This window comes from Serratia sp. AS12 (genome assembly GCF_000214195.1).
Classification (GTDB): domain Bacteria; phylum Pseudomonadota; class Gammaproteobacteria; order Enterobacterales; family Enterobacteriaceae; genus Serratia; species Serratia plymuthica.
In genome coordinates this window covers 2238904-2260804 of the sequence record NC_015566.1, presented here as the reverse complement: position 1 = coordinate 2260804, position 21901 = coordinate 2238904, and the positions used below count along the sequence as shown (strand labels likewise).

Here is a 21901-nt window from a genome sequence, read left to right as displayed (position 1 = left end):
ATTCATGAGAAATAACAGGGCAGGAATCACAGCAAAATCACCCGATCCATTATTACTCTGGGGTGGGCAGCGCTATCGATTATTGTTATTGAACTCTTCAGGTGTGACCCGCAAAGCGACCAAATTATCCACACCAACGCTGGGCCATAAAAAACCCTGCAAACCAAAAACACCGGCATGCCTGAGCTTATTAAAATACGCCTTCTTCTCAATGCCGCAGACAATCACTCCCTTGCACAGCAGGTTGATATTCTTTAATAGCGAGTCTATGACTACGTCATATCCTTGGTGGGCAAACAGCTGCCAGTAAAAATGTTTGTCGATTTTCACATAGTCGAACAGCCCGTCATACAATGCGGTCAATGTCGCCTGCCCTGAACCAAAATTATCCAGCCACAGCGTGAACATTTCGCTTAGCCGGCTGACCTTGGTATTGTTCTTTCCCGCCGAAAGATTCGGAAAGGCCTCACTGATCTCCAATGCAATAAACGACCACTGCCGTAGGCGTTGACACAGCAGATCGTCAGCGAGGATCGCATCGACAATGGTTTCTTCGATATTGAGGGTCAACAGCACATCGTGCTCGATAAACCAACTGGCATGTTGCTCCGCCAGTCTCAATTGCTCGTTAAATAACTCAACCCTTTGAGCGGGAGTCAATAACGTAATCCCGATGTCAGCCGGCATGGCTAAATCACCGTCCAGGCTATTGAAACGGCATAAAATTTCTACCGCCAGCAGCCTGCCGTCCATTGAGTAAACAGGTTGAAAAACATAGCGACTAATAAAGTCAGCTTCGAATTGAATTTTCATTTTAATGCCACAGGCAGAATGGCGAGCAGCTGATCGTATATCAATATATTTTATCGATCAATCCCCCTGAGATTAATCGGAAATATCAATGTAATTACCAATAAGTTATCATTTAATTGATAGATTAAAGCTATGCGCAGTTCGCAAAAAAATGAATAAAAAACAATTTAACTTATGACAAAATCAGAGCGGAGCGAATAAAATTGAGAGGCATTTCACTTAAGGGATAGAGTAATGCTTAAAATTTGACTTATCTCCATTGTTTTAATTAAAGAAATTCCTATCAGTTTTAAAACGTATCTTTTGCACTCAACGCAATTACGCTCCAATTTCATAACAACTGATTAAATTCGATAACACATCAATTCACTGCGTTATTCTCAGCATTGAAACAACCCAAAAAATGCCCACCTTGATTTTTAGCGAATTTATGCTGAGTCTGCATTTACGCCTTTTTTTACGATGAGATACAACAAGAAAGTAGGGGCCGCACGGCGTAAAAAGGGATGAGCTGCCTCATCCCAGGATAACTGAAGCCTGAATGTTATTTGATTGTCTCGACCAACCATTGCCGCAGTTCAGCCAACTCGGCGGCATGTTCGGGAAACTGCGCGATCAAACTATCGCAACAACTTGCCACAGCCTCACTGCGGTAGGCGCATCCCACCAGCCGTTCTGCCAACTGTTGCAACGGCGCAGGGTTAAGGCTATCGGTAAAAATCTGCGCCCGGTCAATGGCTCCCTTTTCCACATCAAAGAAGATATCCACCCCGCCCCAGGCAAAGCGCTCATTCAGCAAATGGCTAAATGCAGGCGCTTTGCCGAAATTCCATTCCCAGCTGCTTTGTCTGGCGAACTGCGCGGCGAAATCCGGCAAATCGGGATAAACATCGGGGGAGATGATTTCCGCCCTGGCGGTATCACCATAATGCTCAAAGAATGCCTGAGTCACAGCGTCACATATCTGTTGGTGGTTGATATCAGGCCTGAACTCCGCCAGGTTGGCGACACGAGAGCGTACTGAGCTGATACCCTTGGCCTGCAATTTTTTGGGGTCCGGGTTAAGGTAATCCGCCAGGCGGTTTAGATCGGCGTTCAGTAATAACGTGCCATGGTGAAACCCGCGATCCTGAGTTTCACGGTAGGCCGAGCCGGATATTTTACGCACGCCCTCTGCGGTGTCGATCACCAGATCATTGCGCCCTGAAGCCGTCGCGGAGATCCCCAATCGTGTCAGCGCCGCCAGTATAATGCCGGTGGACACGGTTTTATCATAGCCGGGCTTCCCCGCCATAAAGGTAAAACAGGTGTTACCCAGATCGTGAAATACCGCTCCACCCCCGCTGCTGCGCCGCGCCAGCCGGATCCCATCCTGCTCCATCCGTCGGGTGTTGCACTCTTTCCACGGGTTTTGTGACTGGCCAATGACCACGGTTTCGGCGTTGCGCCATAAGAACAGGATTTTCTGCGTGGTCATCTCGCGGAAGATGCACTCTTCCACGGCCAGATTGAACCAGGGATCGTAGGAGTCGGAAATCAGTAAGCGTAGGCTATTCATGGCAGTCACCGTTAAGGACGTGATGCCGCCATGATACACCGAATCAAAGAGTTAAGGTTAAATGCGTCGCGCCTGCCAGTAGGCTCGCTTCCAATAGACATTGTCCAGCGAGGAGCGAATAACGCCGCGGCTGGTTGAGGCATGGATAAATTGATCGTTGGTATCGTAGATACCCACGTGTAAACCATTTTCACCCGCGCCGGTTTTGAAAAACACCAGATCGCCCGGCATCAATTCATCACGCGAGACTTTGGTGCCGAGCTCGGTTTGCTCTTCGGTAGAGCGCGGCAATTGCATATCGAAACGGTCACGGAAGGTGCGATAGACAAATCCTGAGCAGTCGACACCACCGCGATCCATCCCACCATAACGATATGGCGTGCCGTACCATTGCCGCAGTTGCTCATTCAATTGAGCCACCACCACGATCGAGTCGGCCAACCGGCCGCTTGGCGGCGGCGCATGGCTGCTGCAACCGGCAAGAATTAAACTGGCTAATAAAAACCAAACACGCATCCGCATAATATCCCTTCATTGAACCCGTTGCCGCATCATGCCGCACGGTCAACCACACCGCCAGCGAGGCAAAGTCGGCGCCACGTTAGGAGAGAGCTATTTGGCGCTAATTTATCCCCCGTAGGGGGAAAAAGGCAAGCACTGTGAAGGAGATAATCGCGTTGACGCCAATTTTTGCGCTATTGGGCCGTTTTTACCCCGGCCTTACTGTTAATCAGCCACACCCCAAACAGGATAAACAGCGTTCCCAACGTTTTCAGCAAGGTAGCGGATTCATTAAACCAGGGCAGGATCACCGCAGCCATGTACACCAGCGCATAGCTGACGCTCAACAGCGGATAAGCGCGGTTGAGCGGCAAATGATGCAGCGCAAAGAACCAGCACAACATCGACAACGCATAGCCAAAAATACCGCAACCCACCGCCAGCAACGGCAACCAGTAATGCATGAGCAGCGCCAATGTCACGTCGGCGAACGACATCAGCGGGATCTGCGCCATGCCCCACTTCATCAAAAGCTGCGCCACCGTCACCAACAATACGCTGGCAGCCCCCCAGGCATAGCCCCTCATGGGTGTACACTCATCAACAGGATCCCCAGCATAATGGACGCTACGCCACACCAGTGGCGCAAAGTGGTCGGTTCCTGAAACAGCCAGCGGGCAGCCAGCGTCACCAGCACAAAATTCAGGCTGAGCATCGGGTACGCCAGGCTGAGCGGCAAACGTTGCAACACGTTGAGCCACACCGCCATGCCGGCCCCCAGCAGCAACACCGCCAGTGCCAACCAGCGCAGCGTCGGCCCCCGTCTGACATCCGGCGGCAATTGCCAGCACAGAGCGGCCTGTTTCTGGCACAGCTGCCCACCGCAGGTGAGCAGACTGACCACAATCACCAACAGGTAACCGATCATCATGGTTGCTGTTGATACCAAACCAGTGCCAGGCGGTTCATCTCAACAATCTTGTCTGCGGTCGGTAAGTTTTTCGGCACGTGATCCCCTCTCGACAATTGCAATACCAGCGAGACATCGCCCTGCTTGCGCGCCTGTGCCAACCACTGCGGGAAATCTTCATCGCTGATGAAATGGCTGCGGGCATCCGGGTAGTCCAGACCATAAGACACTTCGCCCTTTTCGCTGAACATCAGCACGTCGCTGCGCTTCAGTTCCCAGGCCAGGCCGGCGGCTACCCCCACGCTGTCTGTCAGCACGTAGCGGCTATGGCTTAATTCTGCCATGTTCACCCGTGCGAAGTTTTGCGGCAACTTGGAATCGGTCACCTGTTGCGGAATCGCATAGCCAATCAGCAGGCACAGCAGCAACGGACAGGCAGCCGCCCAGCGCCAGCGGCGTGCATTATCACGCACCGACACCACGGCGAACAGTAACCACCCGGCAAAGGCGATAATGCCGATCACTATCTTCGGCCATTCCTGGGCGCTAAACAAATGCACCTTGGGCAACAGACCACTACCGATAATCAACAGCGCCAATACGCCGATCGCGCCAAACAATCCGTTTAGCAACGCATTGACTTTGAATGCCTTGCTGCGCAGTACCGCCGCATAATCCTCGGCATAGGCCGCCATCAACAGCGCCAGCGGCGCCATGCACGGCAGAATATAGGTCGGCAGCTTACCCTTGGCGATGCTGAAGAAGATCAGTGGCATCACTACCCAACTGAACAAGAAAAACAGCTCAGGGCGATTGATGCGTTCACGCCAGCCCTTGATCAGCGCCCCTGGCAGCAACGCCGCCCACGGCAGCACCCCGGCAAACAGAATCGGAATGTAGTACCAGAACGGTGCCTTATGCTGCGCGTTGTCCTCGGCGAAGCGCTGAATATGCTCCACCCAGAAGAAGTAGTTCCAGAAGTCCGGTTCTCGCTGGGCAATGGCCAGCGCCCAGGGCAGGCTGAGCAACACCGCCACCACTATCGCCACCGGGCCGTAAATAAGAAGATCTTTAATCCGCCGTTGCTGAATGACAATCGGGATCACCGCAATCACCGGCACCGCCAGTGCCAGGAACCCCTTGGTCATAAAGCCCATGCCGCAGGCCAAACCCAGCAGCACGTAACCACCCAGCTTGCCTTTGACCGTGGTGGCTTTCAGCGTCAGGTAATAACTGACCATCGCTGCGGCCAGCCACAGTGAGATCATCGGATCCAGTACGCTGTAGGTACCGATGCTGAACACCAGTACCATCGACAGGAAAATCAGCACCGCCAGGCTGGCGCGGCGCGCATTGCGCCACATCAGCATCGCCAGCGCAAATACCAGCAGCGCGGTCATGCCGGTGCTGAATACCGAACCGAAACGCACCGCAAAGTTGGTCTCGCCAAACAGCCATTGGCTGATGTTGTTAAACCAGTAACCGGCTACCGGTTTTTCAAAATAACGCAGGCCAAGCAGATTGGGCACTACCCAGTCGCCGCGCTGCAACATCTCGCGGCTGATTTCGGCATAGCGGGTTTCATCAGGTTGCCACAGCAGGCGCCCATTGAGGGGAATCAGGTAAACCAGAGCAAAAAAAATGGCCAGCAAGATGGCCCATGATCCTTTTAGCGCCTTCATGAATCGTCCTTCACATCGGTTTGACAACCCAGCCAACCTTCGCGGCCGGGGAAAGGAGCGCGCTTGATGCGGCCCAATGGCAATGAAGCCAAATCGTGCGGCAGCAGTTCGCTTAACGGACAGAATGCTATGCCCTGTCGTTGCGCGCGCTGCAGTAACTGTTCGAACATCGCTACCTGCGACATCCCTTCCACTTCGGTATGAATGGTATACACCGGCACGCCCTGGTCGTTTTCAATGGCTTGCAGAATGTAATCGTTGAAGTCGGCCATACTGACTTCACTGCCAATCACCTCGTCAAAGGTGGGTAACGTAACCGGGATCTGCACGGTGCCGAGACGGCCATCGCTTAACTGCGGGCGGAATGGGTGGGTGCCACGACAGTCGCTGTTATAGTGAAAACCGAAACGCTGCTTCACCTCCAGCACCCGCGTATCCGCACGCCAGCCGGCTACCGCCGAGCATTTTACCGGCTGGCCGGTACTGCCGGTTAGTGCATCCACGCCCCGTTGAACCTGCTGTGTCAGTTGCGCCTCAGACCAGCGGCCGACGTTCGCCTGCCAGCCCTGATGATCCCACGCGTGCAGCCCCACTTCATGCCCGGCCTCGGCGGTACGTTTCATCAACGGCCCCAGCTTGCGGGAAATATTGCGCCCCGGCCAGGCGGTACCTGCCAGCAGGATATCCCAGCCGTACAGTGACGCGGCGTTCGAACGCAGCATTTTCCACAGGAATTTCGGACGGAAAAGGCGCCACAGATGGCGCCCCATATTGTCCGGTCCTACGCTGAAGAAGAAACTGGCCTGAATATCGTACTTGTCGAACAGTTCCAGCAACTGCGGTACCCCTTCACGGGTACCGCTGAAGGTATCTACATCAACTCGCAGGCCGACTTTCTTCATGCACCTTTACCTTCCTGGACGGTAGTGCGCAGGAAGTAATCCAACGTATCGGCAACGGTCTGCTGCATCGCAATGGTCGGCTGCCAACCCAGCAGGCGACGGGCATTCTTGATGCTCGGCGTACGGTGCTCAACGTCCTGATACCCTTTACCGTAATAGCTGCTGCTTTCTACATCCTTAAAGCCGGCAAACGGCGGGAAGCTGTCGCGCAACGGGTGATTGTTGAAACTCTCAAGCAGCATTTCCGCCAGTTCACGGATGCTGGCCTCATTGGTCGGGTTACCGATATTGACGATCTGACCGTCACACAAACCGTCGCGGTTTTCGATAATGCGGAACAGCGCTTCGATACCGTCGTTGATGTCGGTAAAGCAGCGTTTTTGCGCCCCGCCGTCCATCAGTTTGATCGGCGAACCTTCTACCAGATTGAGGATTAACTGGGTGATAGCACGTGATGAACCGATACGCGCCGCATCCAGATTATCCAGGCGTGGGCCCATCCAGTTGAACGGACGGAACAGGGTGAACTTCAACCCTTCCTTGGCGCCGTATGCCCAGATCACTCGGTCCAGCAACTGCTTGGACACCGAGTAAATCCAGCGCTGTTTGTTGATCGGCCCGACAATCAGACGCGAGTGGTCTTCATCAAATTCTTTGTCGTCGCACATGCCGTACACCTCGGAGGTGGACGGGAAGATAATGCGCTTATTGTATTTCACGCAGTCGCGGACGATTTTCAGGTTTTCTTCGAAATCCAGCTCGAACACGCGCAGTGGATTGCGGGTGTATTCGATAGGTGTTGCGATGGCTACCAGCGGCAGCACCACGTCGCATTTCTTGATGTGATACTCGATCCACTCGGAGTGAATGCTGATATCCCCTTCCACAAAGTGGAAGCGCGGGTTATCCAGGAAACGGCTGATGGCATCAGAGCCGATATCCAGACCGTAAATATCGTAACGATCGTCACGCAGCAGGCGTTCAGTCAGGTGGTTACCGATAAAACCGTTAACGCCCAGGATCAACACACGGGTTCTGCGTTTCATGACCGCATTGACCTTCGCTGCCAGACGTACATCGGTCACGATGCCCATTTCCTGCGCCAGACGGCTGCCCTGCACGTACAGACCGGCCTCGTTTTGCCCGGCAACGATTTCCAGCGCACCTTCACCGCAAGCGATGATCAGCGGTGAGGTGCTGAGCACGGTGCCCGGTTGTTTATCATGCTGGGCATCCAGCACGCGGGCGCGCCAAACGATCAGCTTACGTTGGCCGAGGTAGCTGAATGCGCCAGGGTAAGGCTCGGTGACCGCACGGATCAGGTTGTTGATTTCCTGTGCGGATTTATGCCACAAAATTTCACCGTCTGCCGCGGTGCGACGGCCAAAATAGCTGGCGTCGGCTTCATTTTGCGCAGTGAATGAGGCGGTGCCGTTTTTCAGCTTAGGCAGCTCCTCTTTCAGCAGCGCCTGTGCCGCTTCCAGCACTTTTTTATGCAGCGTCAACGCCGTATCGTCAGCGGCGATCGTCACTTTGCGCTGGCCAACGATGTCCCCGGCATCCGGGCGTTTGACCATTTTGTGCAGCGTGGCGCCGGTTTCGGTTTCGCCGTTGACCAGCGCCCAGTTCACCGGTGCACGGCCGCGGTAGCGCGGCAGCAACGAACCGTGCAGGTTGAACCCACCAAGCCGTGCCAGCGACAGGATCTCATCGCTTAACAAGTTGCGGTAATAGAAGGAGAAAATAACGTCCGGTTGCATCTGACGGATGCGCTCGATCCACAACGGGTGGTTAACGTCTTCCGGCGCATAGACCGGCAACTCCAATTCAGCGCCTAAACGGGCTACGGAGGAGAAGAAGTTGTTCTCACCAGGATCGTCGGTATGCGTGAATACCGCCTGAACGTCATAGCCTGCGTCAGTCAGCGCTTTCAAACCCGCGCAGCCAATATCATGGTAAGCAAATACAATAGCTTTCATCATTCTTCTTCCTGAGTATTGTGAACCGGCTGTTCGCCGACCACTTTCTGAACAAAATAACGAGGACGAGCGCGTACGTCGGTATAGATTCGACCTATGTACTCTCCCAACAGGCCCATGCCGACAAATTGAGCACCAATAAAGGTAAACAGCACCGCAAACAGCGTGAACACCCCACCGCCCGACCATTCAGGCCCCATAATCAAACGCAGGGCGATCAGCACTACCGCCAGCACAAAACCTGAGAGCGCCACCACGCTGCCAACAACGCTGAGCAAACGCAGCGGCGTCGTCGTCAGGCAGGTGAGCAAGTCGTACATCAGGTTAATCAACTTCATCAGGCTGTATTTGGAATCGCCAAACTCGCGTTCGGCGTGCAGCACGTCGATTTCGGTGGTACGCCGGGCGAAGGTGTTCGCCAGGATCGGGATAAAGGTGCTGCGTTCGTGGCAGTTCAGCATGGCTTCGATAATATGGCGGCGATAGGCGCGCAACATGCAGCCGTAATCGCCCATCGATTTGCCGGTAGCACGTTGGATCATCATATTGATAATGCGTGAGGCGCTTTTGCGGAACCAGGAGTCCTGGCGGTTGGCACGCACGGTGCCCACTACGTCATAGCCCTCTTCTGCGACCCGCACCAGGCGCGGGATCTCTTCCGGTGGGTTTTGCAAATCGGCGTCCAGCGTAATCACCAGATCGCCGCTCACCTGATTGAAGCCGGCCATGATCGCCGAGTGTTGGCCGTAATTACGGTTCAGCAGAACGGCAATCACGCAGCTGCCCGGTTGCTCTGCCGCAGCGGTCAGCATATCGGCTGAGTTGTCGCTGCTGCCGTCATCGACCAGAATAATTTCATAAGGCTGAGTCAGTTGTTCACAGGCGGCGGTAGTACGCTCAAGCAAGGCAGGCAAACTTTCCTGCTCGTTGTATACCGGGATCACCACCGAAACTTTTTTTATCGGTTCAACGCGAGACACGTAACGACTCCACAACAGAAGATAAGGCGTTGACCACGCGATCTACATCGCCGTCGGTCATATCAGGGAATAACGGTAAGGTACACAGACACGCCGAGTTCCATTCGGTGTTCGGCAACGACAGCTGCGGATAACGTTCGCGGTAAAATTTTTGGGTATGGGCAGCGCGGAAATGCAGACCGGTACCGATACCCAACGCCTTCAGGCGCTCCATCAGTTGGTCGCGATCGATGCCGCAGCGCTCGGCATCAACACGCACCATAAACAGATGCCAGGCGTGATCATGCGGGTAATCAGGCAGCCCCAGCGGCTGGAAAGGCGAACCTTCCAGCGCGGCCAAATAACGCTGGGCCAACGCTTTGCGGCGGGCGTTCAACTGCGGCAGACGAGCTAACTGCACGACAGCGATGGCCGCGTGAATATCCGAAAGGTTGTATTTGTAGCCCGGTTCCACCACCTCTGCCTGTGGCTTGCGCCCCAGCTGTTGGCGATCGAAGGCGTCAACCGCCAGTCCGTGGAACTTCAGGCAACGCACGCGATCGGCCAGCGCATCGTCGTCGGTGGCAATCAGGCCACCCTCGGCGCAGGTCAGGTTTTTAATCGCATGGAAGGAAAAAATTGCCGTGCCGCGTGCGCCGACCCACTCGCCGTTGTAACGGGCACCCACCGCATGGGCAGCATCTTCGATCAGGGGGAGGTTGTGGCGCGCTGCCACATCGCGCAAAGCGTCCATCTGCAACGGCGCACCGGCGTAATGCACCGGGACAATGGCTTTGGTTTTAGCCGTAATGGCCGCTTCGACATCGGCGGCACTGACCATCAGCGTATCGCGATCAACATCAATCATCACCGGCGTTGCGCCAAGCAATTCAATCATATTGAGGGTGGAAACCCAGGTTTGCGAAGGTGTGATAACCTCATCACCCGGGCCAATGCCCAGCGCCATCAGGGTGATGTGCATGCCCGCAGTGGCGGAACAAACGGCTATGGCGTGTTTACATCCGAAGGTGGAGCAGAATTCGTTTTCCAATTGCTGATTCTGCGGCCCGGTGGTGATCCAGCCAGAGCGCAATACCTTTTCTACCGCTGCGATCTCTTCGTCGCCAATGGCAGGGCGAGAAAAAGGTAAAAATTCATCCATAGTTAACCCCAAACGTATCAAATTTCTTTAATGACACTGTAGATCTCTTTCATTTAACGAATATTAAACGCCAGAGAGAATCGTTCCTGGTGGATTGGTTGCCAATGTACGGCCGCAAGCTTAACTAAACCTTAAGGTAAGATTAATTGCCAGTTGGCTATCAGATTTAAGAGACTCATCACCAAGGAATAAATAATTCATTAAAATCAATTAATTGTACTTATAAATAATTACTTACTTATTTTATTTGAACTAAATCAGCGTAGCACGTCAGCGACGGTTTTCAAGGCGGGGGAGTTAATTTAAAAGAGAAAAAGAAATAACGGCTTAAGGTTAGCCGTCTATTTATATCGGGTCCGTTTAATTTACGTTTAAGCCGAATTTCGCGCTACGCCGTCTTGGTCATGATCCAGCGCTGATCGCCGACCGCCTGCAGATGAAAATCCACATCATAAATCTGTGAAAGCACTACCGGCTCCATCACTTCTCGCGTAACGCCCTGCGCAACCAGCCGACCGGCGTGCAACAGCCAAACCCGATCGGCCTGCTGCAAAGTATGGTTGAGATCGTGCGCGCAAACCAAAGCGCTACGGCCGCTCTGACAAAACTCGCGCAGCAGGCGATCCAGTGCCACCTTCTGCGCCACGTCCAGACTATTGGTCGGTTCGTCCAGCAGCAACAGTTGGCTGTAGGGGTTAACCGTCGGCCACACCTGAAGCAACACCGCCGCCAGCCGCACCCGTTGCCATTCACCGCCGGAAAGCTGAGTCAGCATACGTGGCAACTTATCCATCAGCTTTAAACGTTGGCAAAGATAGAGAATGGTGCTCTCCACCGCAGTTTCAGCGGCGCCCGCCGGTTGATGTAACGCCAGGTATTGGAACACGGGCATCAACGCGACAGGGGGCTGCTGCTGGCTTAAGTAAGCGCGGCGCAGCGCCAGTTCACTTCCCTGATAGCCGGCCAGCGGTAGGCCCGCCAGCAAGAGTTCCCCTGAACCGGGCAGCATACCCGCCAGCCGAGCCAGCAGCGTGCTTTTACCGGCGCCGTTCGGGCCGATAAGGTGATACTGCAACCCAGCATCAACCTGCGCTGAAAACGGGGCCAAACGCCCTTCTACCCCAACCTGACTGAGCTGCAGCATGATGGATTACCGCTCCTTGTTATCCGGCCAGCGCCTGTTTGACAGCGGCCACCAGCGCCGGATCTTCCGGCGTCGTGTCCGGCGAGAAACGCTCGATCACTTGGCCATCGCGCCCAATCAGGAACTTTTCAAAGTTCCACAAGATATCGCCAGTTTGCTTCGGCGCACGGCCTTTGCTACTCATACGCGCCAGGAACTCGCTGCCCTCTGGCGCGACCGCCTGCGGTTTTGCGGCAATCAACGCCTGATACAATGGATGGCGGTCGTCGCTGTTCACTTCAATTTTGGCGAACATCGGGAACTGTACACCGAAGGTCCCGCGGCAAAATGCCAGGATCTCTTCATTGCTGCCGGGTTCTTGCCCCAGGAACTCATTGGACGGGAAGCCCAACACCTCAAAACCCTCTGCGCGATAGGTTTCGTATAACGCTTCCAGCCCTTCATATTGCTTGGTCAAGCCACATTCCGACGCCACGTTAACCACCAACAGCGCTTTGCCTTCATATTCGCCCAAGGTGGTGGATTGATTTTCGATAGTGTTTACCGGAATGTCATAGATAGGTTGAGACATAGCTTTATCCTCTTGTTTTGTTTGCAGGTGAACAGAAGAAACTACCTTACGCTTTTTACCCGGGTCAGTAACCAGATAAATAGCGGTGCTCCGAGGGTGGCCGTCACCACCCCAATGGGCAATTCTGCCGACAACAGGGTGATGCGCGCCACCACATCAGCCGCCAGCAACACGCCGCCACCGGCCAGCGCGCATCCGGGCAGCAGGTAACGCTGGTTGGTCAGGCCGCTGAGGCGCAGCATATGCGGGATCACCAACCCGACAAAACCAATCACCCCGGCCAGCGCCACACTAACGCCCACCAACCAGCCAATCGCCAACACCAGTAGGTTGCGCCACAGATGCAAAGAGAGCCCGAGCTGACGCGCCTGAATCTCCCCCAGGGCCATAAAGTTCAGCGCCTTGCCTTGGCAACACAACCAAAGCAGCACCGGCAAAAGGGCCAGCACCAACCACTTTTGCCGCCAGTCAACACCGCCAAACCCGCCCATCATCCAATACATCAGTTGGCGCAGATCCAGACTGGAACTGAAGTACACCGCCCAGGTCATCACCGCGCTGCATACGATGCCCAGCGCAACCCCCACCAACAGCAAGCGCGCATTGGTTAAGCGTCGGCGGCGGGCAAAACTGAGCAGCAGAAAAGTCATGATTAACGCGCCGACGATGGCGCTCAGGCTCATCAGCGCCACCGGCAGCAAACCGTTGCCCAGCAACACCGTCAGCACCAGCGCCACGCCGGCGCCGTTCGCGACACCCAGCAGGCCCGGCTCGGCCAAGGGGTTTTCGAACAACGCCTGCATAACCGCCCCAGCCACCGCCAGGCTGGCGCCTACCAGCATCACCGCCAGCGCCCGCGGCAGCCGCAACTGCCAGACAAACAGCTGCGCGGGCTCGCTAAGCCACTGTGAGGGCCAGAGCCAAATGTCGCCGGCACTGAGGCTGAAAACAAAAGCCACCGCAACGCCCAGCATCAACAACCACAGATGGCGCTTGTCGCGAGTGCGTTGGTTTTGGAGCAATAAAGAAAAGGTTTGGCTGGTCAGCATTGGCGCGGCGATTCCCTGCAGGCCGTATTTACGGCCGAATAATTGACGTCTGGGTCAAATATTAGGGGGTTAGCGCCAGAAGGGGAAGCATTGCATAAGCACAATGACAGGAAAACGGCGGCTGCGTCTGCCCGTCACCCGCAGGTGATGGCAAAAGCAGCCGCTGTAAAATTAATTAAGGGTGCGGACCATTGCCGTTCGGCGGATAGGGTTCGCCATTGCCGTGACCGCGGCTATTGTCATGGCCACGGCCCTGATCGTTACCGCGCCCATTGTCACGGTCGCCATTGTCATGACGGTTGCCGTTATCATGATTATCGCGTTCGCCACGGAACGGATTACCGTCGCGATCCGGGCCACGGTGCTCATAACCACGCGGTGGTTTCGGTTGCCAACGGCCTCCGTCCCAGTACATGCCATGGTTATTCCGCTCGCCCATACCGCGGCCCTGATGAGCATGCCACCACTGCGGCGGACGCCAGTCGTAACCATCCCAATAATAGCCCCGGCGGTCCTGATCGCCCAGATGTACCGAAACGCCCGGCACGTTGATATCAATAGAGACATCCGCCTGCGCAGCCACCGGCAGCAGCAACGGTAAACAAACCAGCAACAGGAACTTTTTCATTTTATGTTCTCACTTTATTTTCTCGCTTGAGTGGTTATATCAGCGCATTTATTTAGCGCCTATCTCACCAATGCCTATTTTCAGATCGTTTTCATCTCCCTTACGAAATCCATACACTCCAGCCCTGCCGTTTAATTAATATAATTGCTGACAACCTTTAACGAATAACTGACGTACTTATCGCCACCAGGCTATTTATAATTAAGCCAACAACCACCGGAGAGACATTATTATGATTAAGCGCATTGGAATGTTATTGACCGTTGCCGTACTGGCTTCAGCGCTCAGCGCCTGCTGCTTCGGCCCACACGGCGGCGGGCACCGTGGCGGCGGACCGGGTCACTACTATAATCATTATTAACCATCAGGGGCCGCGGCCCCTTTTTTATTAAAAAAGCAACCAACACAAAATAGCCATAAGAATAATCCGCAACGAAAATATTATTTTAGTCTGAACGAGAGAGATTAATATCACCACCTGAAAAATCTCGTGGCGGCATAATTTAAGAATACGCCTAATTTAACTCAGAAAAAGAAAAAGGCCGCAAAGCGGCCTTTTTGGTTTCATGCAACTTACTCTTTCGGGCTGGCGTTCTCTACCCGACTTTTCAGCTTTTGTCCCGGACGGAAAGTGACCACGCGGCGCGCCGTAATCGGAATGTCCTCGCCAGTCTTCGGGTTACGCCCAGGACGTTGGTTCTTGTCACGCAAATCAAAATTGCCAAAACCTGACAGTTTAACCTGCTCACCGTTCTCGAGAGCACGACGTACCTCTTCGAAAAACAGTTCTACCAGGTCTTTGGCATCCCGTTTGCTAAGCCCAAGCTTTTCAAACAGGTGTTCTGACATTTCAGCTTTAGTAAGCGCCATAGGTTCAATCCCTCAAGGATGCTTGGAATCGCTGTTTTAGAGCCTCTACGCATCTTGCAACGGTAGCGGCTATCTCCTCTTCTTCCAGTGTACGAGCGGTATCCTGCAATACCAGACTGATAGCCAGGCTCTTATCGCCCTCCGCTACGCCCTTGCCACGGTACACATCAAACAAGTTTACGCCAACTACCTGATTTGCGCCAACTTTCTTACACTCTGCCAAAATATCTTCTGCGGCGACGTTTTCAGCCACCACAACGGCGATATCGCGGCGGTTTGCCGGGAAGCGAGAAATCTCCCGCGCCTGAGGCACGGCGCGGCTTGCGACCTTGTTCCACTCCAGTTCGAACACCACTGTACGGCCGTTAAGATCCAGTTTACGTTCAAGTTCCGGATGAACCACACCGATGAAACCTACGCGTTCACCCTGTAAATAAATCGCCGCGCTTTGCCCAGGATGCAATGCCGGATTGGCCTCGGCTTTGAACTGAATTTCGGATAATTTACCGGTCAGTTCGAGTACCGACTCCAGATCGCCTTTTAAATCATAGAAGTCGACCGGCTTACGCGCCAGATCCCAGTGTTCTTCATGCGTATGGCCCGCAATCACCCCTGCCAGCATGACATCCTGACGGATACCCAGATTTGCCGCAGTATCAGGCACAAAGCGCAACCCGCTTTCAAACAGGCGCAGGCGGCTTTGCTGACGATTCTGGTTATACACCACCGCAGACAGCAGGCCGGTCCACAATGACAGACGCATAGCCGACATCTCTACCGAGATTGGGCTTGGCAGGATCAACGCCTCTTCGCCCGGGTGCAGCAAGGCCTGCACTTTAGGATCAACGAAGCTGTAGGTGATCGCTTCCTGGAAACCGTGATCGACCAGCAGAGTTTTCACGCGTTTCAGCGTCAAATCGGCTTCGCGGTGCTTGGTCATGACCAGATCGGCACGTACCGGCACGTCAGGAATATTGTTGTAGCCATAAACGCGCGCGACTTCTTCTACCAGGTCTTCTTCGATTTCCATATCGAAACGCCAGCTCGGCGCCACCGCCAGCCAGTTATCGCCCTGCTCGGTCACCTGACAACCCAGACGACGCAGAATATCGCTCACCTGCTCGCTTGGTACCACATGACCAATCAAACGATCCAGCTTTTCACGGCGCAACGTAATAGTGGCGCGCTTTGGCAGTTCGCTTTCGGTGGTGACATCAATAACCGGGCCGGCCTGGCCGCCGCAGATATCAACCAGCAGGCGGGTAGCGCGCTCCATCGCCTTGTACTGCAGCGCAGGATCAACGCCACGCTCATAGCGATGTGAAGCGTCGGTGTGCAGGCCCTGACGACGCGCACGGCCGGTAATCGACAGCGGGCTGAAGAAGGCGCACTCCAGCAACACATCCTGGGTCTCGTCATTCACCCCTGAATGTTCGCCACCAAAGATGCCGCCCATCGCCAGCGCTTTTTGGTGATCGGCAATCACCAGGGTATCTGCATTCAGTTTGGCTTCATTGCCGTCCAGCAGCGTCAGGGTTTCCCCTTCTTCGGCCATACGCACCACGATACCGCCTTCAATGCGGCTCAGGTCGAAGGCGTGCATTGGCTGACCCAGTTCCAGCAGCACGTAGTTGGTAACGTCAACCACCGCGTCAATGGAGCGGATGCCGCAACGACGCAGTTTCTCACGCATCCACAGCGGGCTGGCAGCCTTAACGTTGATGCCTTTGACTACGCGACCCAGGTAACGCGGGCACGCCTGCGGCGCATCAACGCGGATCGGCAGCGTATCATTGATCGTGGCTGCAACCGGGCTCATGTCCGGTTCGGTGAGTGCCACCTGATTCAGCACGCCAACATCACGCGCTACGCCGATGATGCCCAGACAGTCGGCGCGGTTAGGCGTCACGCTGATTTCGATCGTGTTGTCGTTCAGCTTCAGGTATTCACGGATGTCGGTGCCAATCGGCGCATCTTCCGGCAGTTCGATAATACCGTCGTGATCGCCGGAAATGCCCAATTCGGAGAACGAGCAGAGCATGCCTTCAGAAGGTTCGCCACGTAATTTGGCGGCTTTGATTTTGAAATCGCCCGGCAGCACTGCGCCCACGGTGGCAACGGCCACTTTCAGGCCAGTCCGGCAGTTCGGCGCGCCGCAGACGATATCCAACAAGCGGTCGCCGCCTACGTTAACCTTGGTCACGCGCAGTTTGTCCGCATTTGGATGCTGACCGCATTCAACCACGTGGCCAACCACCACGCCGTTGAAGACGCCGGCTACCGGCTCCACGCCGTCCACTTCCAGGCCAGCCATGGTGATTTGATCGGATAATGCTTCGCTGCTGATGGCCGGGTTTACCCACTCGCGCAACCAGAGTTCACTGAATTTCATGTGATATTCCCGCCTTACTTAAACTGTTTGAGGAAACGCAGATCGTTTTCGAAGAACGCGCGCAGGTCGGTGACGCCATAACGCAACATCGTCAGACGCTCCATGCCCATGCCGAAAGCAAAACCGGAATAGATTTCCGGGTCGATGCCCACGTTGCGCAGAACGTTCGGATGCACCATGCCGCAGCCCAGAACTTCCAGCCACTTGCCGTTTTTGCCCATGACGTCCACTTCAGCAGACGGTTCGGTAAACGGGAAGTACGACGGACGGAAACGAACCTGCAAATCCTCTTCAAAGAAGTTATTCAGGAAATCATGCAGCGTGCCCTTCAGGTTGGTGAAGCTGATGTCTTTGTCGACAATCAGGCCTTCCATCTGATGGAACATCGGGGTGTGCGTTTGGTCGTAATCGTTACGGTAAACGCGACCCGGCGCAATAATGCGAATTGGCGGCTGTTGGTTCTTCATGGTACGGATCTGCACGCCGGAAGTCTGAGTGCGCAGCAGGCGCGTGGCATCGAACCAGAAGGTGTCGTGATCGGCGCGCGCCGGGTGGTGCCCGGGGATGTTCAGCGCGTCGAAGTTATGATAATCGTCTTCAATTTCCGGTCCGGTCTCGACTGAGAAGCCCAGTTCGCCAAAGAAGGCTTCGATACGATCGATGGTGCGGGTCACCGGATGCAGCCCGCCATTTTCCATACGACGGCCTGGCAGGGAAACGTCAATAGTCTCTGCAGCCAGACGCTCGTTCAGCGCAGCGGATTCCAGCGTGTTTTTACGCGCGTTCAGCGCATCCTGCACCGCCTGTTTTGCCTGGTTGATCACCGCCCCGGCCGCCGGGCGTTCTTCCGCCGGCACGTCACGCAGCGATTGCATCTGCAAGGTAAAATGGCCTTTCTTGCCTAAATATTCGACGCGTACCAAATCCAACGCGGCAACATCCTGGGCATCTTCTACGGCTGCTTTAGCATTGGCAACCAGCTCTGCGAGATGTGGCATTGCTTTCCTCTTCCTCTGGCCGGTATGGCCCTAAGTAATGACTGATAATTGTATGTTATCTGGCCTATGTCGTACCCACAGGATTTCAAGCTACAGCCAGGCGGCAAGTGGGTGAATCCCCGGGAGCTTAGATAACTAAGTGACTGGGGTGAACACACGCGGCCAACGCCGCTGTAGTTTGAAAGACAAAGGGTATGGCCAAAAACAAAAAAGCCTCCACAGGGGAGGCTTAGGCGCTACTTTTCGTTTCTTTTCTTACGCGCAAAGCCTCCTGAGATCAGGCGCTAAAGTAAAAAAAGAAACGAAAAATAACAGCGTGCATGATTGCTTAACCTTGTCGATTGATTGCCCACCAGTGATATAGCGGCGGTCAATAAAAGTCAATATTCGTACTGAAAAACAAAGATAAAAGAGGGAGCAAGCTCCCTCTCTTACTGACTTACGCCAGTGCTGCTTTCGCTTTCTCAACCAGTGCGCCGAAGGCCACTTTGTCGAAGACTGCGATGTCAGCCAGGATCTTACGGTCAATTTCAATAGAGGCTTTTTTCAGGCCGTTAATGAATTTGCTGTAAGACAGGCCGTTCACACGAGCTGCTGCGTTGATACGTGCAATCCACAGCTGACGGAACTGACGCTTACGTTGACGACGGTCACGGTAAGCATACTGACCTGCTTTGATTACTGCCTGGAAGGCAACACGATAAACGCGCGAACGGGCACCGTAGTAACCTTTCGCTTGTTTTAAAATTTTCTTGTGACGTGCGCGTGCAATTACACCACGTTTTACGCGAGCCATATGCTCTCTCCTAAAGTCTTATTCTGGATTCAAAAAAAATGGCTTATGCGTACGGAAGGCACGCAACAACCAGGACCATATCGTTTTTAGACACCATGCCTTTCGGACGCAGGTGACGTTTACGCTTGGTTGCTTTTTTGGTCAGAATATGACGCAGGTTAGCATGCTTGCGCTTAAAACCACCGCTGCCGGTTTTTTTGAAGCGTTTGGCTGCACCACGTACAGTTTTAATCTTTGGCATTTTAATTAAATCCACTTCGCATTGTTAAACAACGATCAGTAAGGCGAATAAAACCCACACAACGCAAGCGCTGCGCGGGTTCGATTACTTGGAAGCCTTTACTGTCTCTTTTTCGGTGCGAGCACCATGATCATCTGACGGCCTTCGATCCTCGTAGGGAAGGATTCGACAATGGCCAAATCAGAATCTTCACACAGGTCTTTACGGACGCGATTAAGCACTTCCATACCGATCTGTTGGTGCGCCATCTCACGTCCGCGGAAACGCAGGGTGATTTTGGCTTTATCGCCATCTTCCAGAAAGCGAATCAGGTTGCGTAGTTTGACCTGATAGTCGCCATCATCGGTACCAGGACGGAATTTGATTTCCTTGACCTGAATGACTTTTTGCTTCTTCTTCTGTTCTTTGGTCGACTTGCTCTTCTCGTAGAGGAATTTGCCGTAATCCATGATTCGGCAAACTGGCGGTTCGGCATTTGGGCTGATTTCTACTAAATCAACGCCCGCTTCCTCAGCTTTTTCAAGAGCTTCATTCAGACTGACAATACCAATCTGCTCGCCATCGACGCCGGTTAGGCGAACTTCTTGCGCGCGAATTTCTCTGTTAATGCGATTAGGACGCGCCGGTTGAACTCGTTTTCCGCCTTTAATACTTTATTCCTCCAGTTGATGAAGACTACGGCTGCGAATCTCTTTCAGCAGCTTGTCTACGACTTCGTTTACGTCGAGGCTTCCCAGGTCTTTGCCACGGCGGGTACGAACGGCAACTTTGCCTGATTCGACCTCTTTATCACCGCACACCAACATGTAAGGAACCCGACGTAAAGTATGTTCGCGAATTTTAAAGCCAATCTTCTCATTTCTCAAGTCCGCTTTAACACGAATCCCTGCATCTTGCAGTTTTTTGGTCAATTGCTGGACATAATCAGACTGGCTATCGGTGATATTCATCACCACCACCTGCACCGGAGCAATCCAGGTTGGGTAAAACCCTGCGTACTCTTCGGTAAGGATACCGATGAAACGCTCCATGGAGCCCAAAATAGCACGGTGAATCATTACCGGTACCACGCGATCGTTGTTTTCGCCAACATACGACGCGCCTAAACGGCCCGGTAAGAAGAAATCGAGCTGCACGGTACCACATTGCCATGCACGATCCAAACAATCATGCAGAGTAAATTCAATTTTTGGTCCGTAGAAGGCGCCCTCACCCGGCTGATATTCAAACGGAATCCCGTTTTCGGTCAGCGCAGCAGCCAGATCCTCTTCCGCACGAGTCCACATATCGTCAGTGCCGATGCGCTTCTCAGGGCGGGTGGAGAGTTTAACTGCAATCTTTTCGAAGCCAAAGGTGCCGTAAACATCATAGACCATTCTGATGCATTCGTTCACTTCGGCACGCACCTGCTCTTCTGTACAGAAGATATGGGCGTCATCCTGAGTGAAACCACGCACGCGCATCAGGCCATGCAGAGAACCCGAAGGTTCGTTGCGGTGGCAACTGCCGAACTCGCCCATACGCAGCGGCAAGTCACGGTAAGACTTCAGACCCTGGTTGAAGATCTGCACGTGTCCCGGGCAGTTCATCGGCTTGATGCAGTACTCGCGGTTTTCCGACGAGGTCGTGAACATGGCGTCTTTATAGTTTTCCCAGTGGCCGGTTTTTTCCCACAGCACACGGTCCATCATAAATGGCCCTTTCACTTCCTGATACTGGTACTCTTTGAGCTTCATGCGCACAAAGGCTTCCAGCTCGCGGAAAATCGTCCAGCCGTCGTTGTGCCAGAACACCATACCCGGCGCTTCTTCCTGCATATGATACAGGTCGAGCTGCTTGCCGATCTTGCGATGGTCACGCTTGGCGGCTTCTTCCAGACGCTGCAGGTAGGCATTCAGCTGTTTCTTGTCTGCCCAGGCAGTACCGTAGATACGCTGCAGCATTTTGTTTTTGCTGTCGCCACGCCAGTAGGCGCCCGAGGTTTTCTGCAGTTTGAAGTGATGGCAGAAACGCATGTTCGGCACGTGCGGACCGCGGCACATGTCGATATATTCTTCATGGTGATACAGGCCAGGACGGTCGTCATGGCTGATGTTCTCATCCAGAATCGCCACTTTGTAGTTTTCACCACGCGCGGCAAAGGTGTCGCGGGCTTCTTGCCAACTGACCTTTTTCTTGATGACGTCATAATCTTTATCGGCCAACTCATGCATCCGCTTTTCCAGCAGATCCAGGTCTTCCTGCGTCAGGGTACGGTCAATATCAACGTCATAGTAGAAACCGTTGTCGATCACCGGGCCGATAGCCATTTTGGTGTCCGGCCACAGCTGCTTGATAGCATGGCCCAACAGGTGCGCGCAGGAGTGGCGCATGATTTCCAGGCCTTCGGCGTCCTTGATGGTGATAATCGCCAGTTGTGCATCGGATTCGATCAGATCGCCGGCATCAACCAGTTCACCGTTTACACGGCCGGCAATACAGGCTTTGGCCAAACCAGGGCCGATATCAAGGGCAACATCCAGGGGGGAAACGGCGCGGTCGAAATGACGCTGACTTCCGTCAGGAAGAGTAATAACAGGCATTAATGATTCCTTATCTACAGTGGTGACCCACACGACAGATCACATGAAGAAATACAATATCGTTTAACTACATGTTGTTATGAACGCTATTCAGCTTCACTCTGCCAAATATGTACCCTCATAAGCACACGATTTACGGTATGCCATGGTGCGACGCCATAACG

The 21901-nt window shown here is 53.9% G+C and carries 22 protein-coding genes and 1 other annotated feature; all 22 genes read right to left on the bottom strand.

Annotated elements, in window-relative coordinates; genetic code table 11:
- Positions 1-72: 72 nt before the first annotated feature.
- On the bottom strand, positions 73-813 hold the full coding sequence (locus SERAS12_RS10575) for an EAL domain-containing protein (protein ID WP_013812646.1): 741 nt from the start codon (positions 811-813) through the stop codon (positions 73-75).
- A gap of 544 nt (positions 814-1357) precedes the next feature.
- Positions 1358-2371, bottom strand: coding sequence for a lipoate--protein ligase A (locus SERAS12_RS10570; protein WP_013812645.1), 1014 nt, complete (start codon positions 2369-2371; stop codon positions 1358-1360).
- Between the two features lie 57 nt (positions 2372-2428).
- Entirely contained in the window at positions 2429-2893 is a 465-nt protein-coding gene (locus SERAS12_RS10565) for an NlpC/P60 family protein (RefSeq protein ID WP_004943635.1), read from the bottom strand.
- Positions 2894-3066: 173 nt separating this feature from the next.
- Positions 3067-3459 carry a 4-amino-4-deoxy-L-arabinose-phosphoundecaprenol flippase subunit ArnF gene (gene arnF, locus SERAS12_RS10560; protein ID WP_013812644.1) on the bottom strand — a complete coding sequence of 131 codons (393 nt, stop codon included), beginning with the start codon at positions 3457-3459 and terminating at the stop codon, positions 3067-3069.
- A complete protein-coding gene (gene arnE / locus SERAS12_RS10555) occupies positions 3456-3803 on the bottom strand; it encodes a 4-amino-4-deoxy-L-arabinose-phosphoundecaprenol flippase subunit ArnE (RefSeq protein WP_004943629.1) in 348 nt (115 codons plus the stop codon). Before arnE ends, arnF begins: the two co-directional genes overlap by 4 nt.
- Complete coding sequence (arnT, locus tag SERAS12_RS10550; protein ID WP_013812643.1) at positions 3800-5464, bottom strand: lipid IV(A) 4-amino-4-deoxy-L-arabinosyltransferase; 1665 nt, start codon at positions 5462-5464, stop codon at positions 3800-3802. The genes arnE and arnT overlap by 4 nt, the downstream gene beginning before the upstream one ends.
- Complete coding sequence (gene arnD, locus SERAS12_RS10545) at positions 5461-6366, bottom strand: 4-deoxy-4-formamido-L-arabinose-phosphoundecaprenol deformylase (RefSeq protein ID WP_013812642.1); 906 nt, start codon at positions 6364-6366, stop codon at positions 5461-5463. The genes arnT and arnD overlap by 4 nt, the downstream gene beginning before the upstream one ends.
- Positions 6363-8345, bottom strand: a complete 1983-nt coding sequence (gene arnA / locus SERAS12_RS10540) for a bifunctional UDP-4-amino-4-deoxy-L-arabinose formyltransferase/UDP-glucuronic acid oxidase ArnA (RefSeq protein ID WP_041416570.1) — start codon at positions 8343-8345, stop codon at positions 6363-6365. Before arnA ends, arnD begins: the two co-directional genes overlap by 4 nt.
- Positions 8345-9325, bottom strand: a complete 981-nt coding sequence (gene arnC, locus SERAS12_RS10535; RefSeq protein WP_013812640.1) for an undecaprenyl-phosphate 4-deoxy-4-formamido-L-arabinose transferase — start codon at positions 9323-9325, stop codon at positions 8345-8347. The genes arnA and arnC overlap by 1 nt, the downstream gene beginning before the upstream one ends.
- Positions 9312-10466: a UDP-4-amino-4-deoxy-L-arabinose aminotransferase gene (gene arnB / locus SERAS12_RS10530; protein WP_013812639.1), complete on the bottom strand. Its 1155-nt coding sequence runs from the start codon at positions 10464-10466 to the stop codon at positions 9312-9314. The genes arnC and arnB overlap by 14 nt, the downstream gene beginning before the upstream one ends.
- A gap of 388 nt (positions 10467-10854) precedes the next feature.
- The gene (gene btuD / locus SERAS12_RS10525; protein ID WP_013812638.1) at positions 10855-11610 is read right to left on the bottom strand and encodes a vitamin B12 ABC transporter ATP-binding protein BtuD; all 756 of its coding nucleotides are present in this window, start codon (positions 11608-11610) and stop codon (positions 10855-10857) included.
- A gap of 19 nt (positions 11611-11629) precedes the next feature.
- Positions 11630-12181 carry a glutathione peroxidase gene (locus SERAS12_RS10520; RefSeq protein ID WP_013812637.1) on the bottom strand — a complete coding sequence of 184 codons (552 nt, stop codon included), beginning with the start codon at positions 12179-12181 and terminating at the stop codon, positions 11630-11632.
- Positions 12182-12222: 41 nt separating this feature from the next.
- A complete protein-coding gene (gene btuC, locus SERAS12_RS10515) occupies positions 12223-13230 on the bottom strand; it encodes a vitamin B12 ABC transporter permease BtuC (protein WP_004943610.1) in 1008 nt (335 codons plus the stop codon).
- A 175-nt stretch (positions 13231-13405) separates the two neighbouring features.
- Complete coding sequence (locus SERAS12_RS10510) at positions 13406-13858, bottom strand: DUF2502 domain-containing protein (protein ID WP_013812636.1); 453 nt, start codon at positions 13856-13858, stop codon at positions 13406-13408.
- A 573-nt stretch (positions 13859-14431) separates the two neighbouring features.
- The gene (ihfA, locus tag SERAS12_RS10500; RefSeq protein ID WP_004943604.1) at positions 14432-14728 is read right to left on the bottom strand and encodes an integration host factor subunit alpha; all 297 of its coding nucleotides are present in this window, start codon (positions 14726-14728) and stop codon (positions 14432-14434) included.
- Between the two features lie 4 nt (positions 14729-14732).
- A complete protein-coding gene (gene pheT / locus SERAS12_RS10495) occupies positions 14733-17120 on the bottom strand; it encodes a phenylalanine--tRNA ligase subunit beta (protein WP_013812634.1) in 2388 nt (795 codons plus the stop codon).
- Positions 17121-17134: 14 nt separating this feature from the next.
- Complete coding sequence (gene pheS / locus SERAS12_RS10490; RefSeq protein ID WP_004943598.1) at positions 17135-18118, bottom strand: phenylalanine--tRNA ligase subunit alpha; 984 nt, start codon at positions 18116-18118, stop codon at positions 17135-17137.
- A gap of 203 nt (positions 18119-18321) precedes the next feature.
- Positions 18322-18444 (bottom strand) — a sequence feature (Phe leader region).
- Positions 18396-18440 carry a pheST operon leader peptide PheM gene (gene pheM / locus SERAS12_RS26210; RefSeq protein WP_121608962.1) on the bottom strand — a complete coding sequence of 15 codons (45 nt, stop codon included), beginning with the start codon at positions 18438-18440 and terminating at the stop codon, positions 18396-18398. It overlaps the preceding feature by 45 nt.
- A 113-nt stretch (positions 18445-18557) precedes the next feature.
- Positions 18558-18914, bottom strand: a complete 357-nt coding sequence (rplT, locus tag SERAS12_RS10485) for a 50S ribosomal protein L20 (RefSeq protein ID WP_004943595.1) — start codon at positions 18912-18914, stop codon at positions 18558-18560.
- A 43-nt stretch (positions 18915-18957) separates the two neighbouring features.
- Complete coding sequence (gene rpmI / locus SERAS12_RS10480) at positions 18958-19155, bottom strand: 50S ribosomal protein L35 (RefSeq protein ID WP_004943591.1); 198 nt, start codon at positions 19153-19155, stop codon at positions 18958-18960.
- Positions 19156-19253: 98 nt separating this feature from the next.
- Entirely contained in the window at positions 19254-19805 is a 552-nt protein-coding gene (infC, locus tag SERAS12_RS25530) for a translation initiation factor IF-3 (protein ID WP_013812633.1), read from the bottom strand.
- 3 nt (positions 19806-19808) lie between these two features.
- Positions 19809-21737, bottom strand: a complete 1929-nt coding sequence (gene thrS / locus SERAS12_RS10470) for a threonine--tRNA ligase (protein WP_013812632.1) — start codon at positions 21735-21737, stop codon at positions 19809-19811.
- Positions 21738-21901 lie beyond the last annotated feature (164 nt).

Bases quoted from the DNA above. Each gene is read 5' to 3' on its own strand.
- arnT (WP_013812643.1), bottom strand. From the start codon at position 5,464: ATGAAGGCGCTAAAAGGATCATGGGCCATCTTGCTGGCCATTTTTTTT.
- btuC (WP_004943610.1), bottom strand. From the start codon at position 13,230: ATGCTGACCAGCCAAACCTTTTCTTTATTGCTCCAAAACCAACGCACT.
- SERAS12_RS10565 (WP_004943635.1), bottom strand. From the start codon at position 2,893: ATGCGGATGCGTGTTTGGTTTTTATTAGCCAGTTTAATTCTTGCCGGT.
- arnA (WP_041416570.1), bottom strand. From the start codon at position 8,345: ATGAAAGCTATTGTATTTGCTTACCATGATATTGGCTGCGCGGGTTTG.
- rpmI (WP_004943591.1), bottom strand. From the start codon at position 19,155: ATGCCAAAGATTAAAACTGTACGTGGTGCAGCCAAACGCTTCAAAAAA.
- SERAS12_RS10510 (WP_013812636.1), bottom strand. From the start codon at position 13,858: ATGAAAAAGTTCCTGTTGCTGGTTTGTTTACCGTTGCTGCTGCCGGTG.
- SERAS12_RS10520 (WP_013812637.1), bottom strand. From the start codon at position 12,181: ATGTCTCAACCTATCTATGACATTCCGGTAAACACTATCGAAAATCAA.
- arnF (WP_013812644.1), bottom strand. From the start codon at position 3,459: ATGAGGGGCTATGCCTGGGGGGCTGCCAGCGTATTGTTGGTGACGGTG.
- rplT (WP_004943595.1), bottom strand. From the start codon at position 18,914: ATGGCTCGCGTAAAACGTGGTGTAATTGCACGCGCACGTCACAAGAAA.
- arnD (WP_013812642.1), bottom strand. From the start codon at position 6,366: ATGAAGAAAGTCGGCCTGCGAGTTGATGTAGATACCTTCAGCGGTACC.
- ihfA (WP_004943604.1), bottom strand. From the start codon at position 14,728: ATGGCGCTTACTAAAGCTGAAATGTCAGAACACCTGTTTGAAAAGCTT.
- pheT (WP_013812634.1), bottom strand. From the start codon at position 17,120: ATGAAATTCAGTGAACTCTGGTTGCGCGAGTGGGTAAACCCGGCCATC.
- arnE (WP_004943629.1), bottom strand. From the start codon at position 3,803: ATGATGATCGGTTACCTGTTGGTGATTGTGGTCAGTCTGCTCACCTGC.
- thrS (WP_013812632.1), bottom strand. From the start codon at position 21,737: ATGCCTGTTATTACTCTTCCTGACGGAAGTCAGCGTCATTTCGACCGC.
- SERAS12_RS10570 (WP_013812645.1), bottom strand. From the start codon at position 2,371: ATGAATAGCCTACGCTTACTGATTTCCGACTCCTACGATCCCTGGTTC.
- SERAS12_RS10575 (WP_013812646.1), bottom strand. From the start codon at position 813: ATGAAAATTCAATTCGAAGCTGACTTTATTAGTCGCTATGTTTTTCAA.
- btuD (WP_013812638.1), bottom strand. From the start codon at position 11,610: ATGCTGCAGCTCAGTCAGGTTGGGGTAGAAGGGCGTTTGGCCCCGTTT.
- arnB (WP_013812639.1), bottom strand. From the start codon at position 10,466: ATGGATGAATTTTTACCTTTTTCTCGCCCTGCCATTGGCGACGAAGAG.
- pheS (WP_004943598.1), bottom strand. From the start codon at position 18,118: ATGCCACATCTCGCAGAGCTGGTTGCCAATGCTAAAGCAGCCGTAGAA.